1 protein-coding gene is annotated in these 1,768 nt (G+C 72.6%); it reads left to right on the plus strand.

Going from position 1 to position 1,768, the window contains the following annotated elements; all coding sequences use genetic code 11:
* Window positions 1-88: 88 nt before the first annotated feature.
* A partial coding sequence (locus tag ABEB00_RS35585; RefSeq protein WP_345624877.1) for a polyketide synthase dehydratase domain-containing protein occupies window positions 89-1,768 on the plus strand: 1,680 nt, incomplete at its 3' end.

Here is a 1,768-nt window from a genome sequence, read left to right on the forward strand (position 1 = left end):
GCCGGTGGTGGTGTCGGGTTCGTTGCGTCGTGGTGAGGGTGGGCTGGATCGGTTCTTGTTGTCGGCGGGTGAGGTGTTCGTGCGGGGGGTGCCGGTCGACTGGCCGGCGGTCTTCGAGCGGGCGGGTGTGGGCCGGGTGCGGCCCTCGGAACTGCCGACGTATCCCTTCCAGCACCAGCGGTACTGGCTCGAACCCGACCGGAACACCGGCGACCTCACCACCTTGGGCCTCAGCTCGGCGGAGCACCCGTTGCTCGGCACGGTGGTCGAACTCCCCGACGGCACCCGGGCCTTCACGGCCCGCCTGTCGACACGGACACACCCCTGGCTGACCGAGCACACCGTCTCCGGCCAGGTTCTGCTGCCGGGTGCGGCCTTCCTCGAACTCGTCCTGCGGGCGGCCGAGGACACCGGCGCTCCGCATCTGGACGAACTCGTCGTGGAAGCACCCCTGGTCCTGCCCGAACGGACGGGAGTCCAGCTCCGGGTCACGGTCGAACCGCCGACCGAGGACGGACGACGAGCCGTGCACGTCCACTCACGCCCCGAGGAGACCGGGAGCGACGACGCCTGGACCCGGCACGCCACCGGCTTCATGGGCCCCGAGTCCGCACCGGACTTCGGATTCGAGGCATGGCCGCCGCCCGGTGCCGAACCCGTCGACGTCGGCACGTTCTACGACGACCTGGCCGCCGCCGGATACGAGTACGGCGAGACGTTCCGCGGCCTGCAGGCCGCCTGGCGACTGGGCGACGAGGTCCTCGCCGAGGTCGCGATACCGGGACCGCAGGGACAGTCCGGGCAGCCGGGGGAGTCCGGCGGGAACTTCGGTCTGCACCCCGCCCTCCTGGACGCGGCCCTCCAGTCCGCGAACCTCGGCGCGGCGCCGGCCGGCGGACCTGGCGAACTGCTGCTGCCGTTCGCCTGGAACGACGTGGCACTGTACGCGTCCGGCGCCACCGCACTACGGGTGCGCGCCCGGCGTGCCGGAGCGGACTCGGTGTCCTTCGCCCTGAGCGACACCTCCGGACGTCCGGTGGCGGCCATCGGCACCCTCGTGCTGCGGCCCGTCCCGCTCGACCGGCTGGCCCGCGTCACCGACCCGGCGGCCGAACACCTCTACCGCGTCGACTGGGAAACCCTCGACCTCCCGCGTACGGGAGTGCCGGCGGGCACCTCCACTGAGCACGTACTCGATCTCACCGGCCGACCCGAGGCGCCCGCGCCGCAGGCTGCCCGGGAACTGGTCGGAGCCGCGCTGGAAGGGATCCAGGCCCACCTGGCCGGCTCCTCCGAGCAACCGCTCGTCGTGTTGACCGGTGATCCGGTCGGTGATCCCGCGGTGGGTGCGGTGTGGGGTCTGGTGCGTTCGGTGCAGTTGGAGCAGCCGGGTCGGGTGGTGTTGGTGGGCTCGGACGCGGGGCCGGACGCGGGGCCGGGTGCGGGGCCGGGTTCGGACGTGGGGTCTGGTGATCGGGTGGTTCGGTCGGTGGTGTCGGGTGAGGGGCAGGTGGTGTGGCGTGCTGGGCGGGCGTTGGTGCCGCGTCTGGTGCGTGCGGGTGGGCACGCCGATGGTGGTGTGGGTGTGGGTCGGGGGTTGGATCCGGACGGCACGGTGTTGGTGACGGGTGGTACGGGGACGTTGGGTGGTCTGGTGGCCCGGCATCTGGTGGCGGTGCACGGGGTGCGTCGTGTGGTGCTGGTCAGTCGGTCGGGTGCGGGTGCGGTGGGGGCTGGGGAGTTGGTGGCGGATCTGGAGGGTGCGGGG

The organism is Streptomyces ziwulingensis (genome assembly GCF_039542605.1).
Taxonomy (GTDB): domain Bacteria; phylum Actinomycetota; class Actinomycetes; order Streptomycetales; family Streptomycetaceae; genus Streptomyces; species Streptomyces ziwulingensis.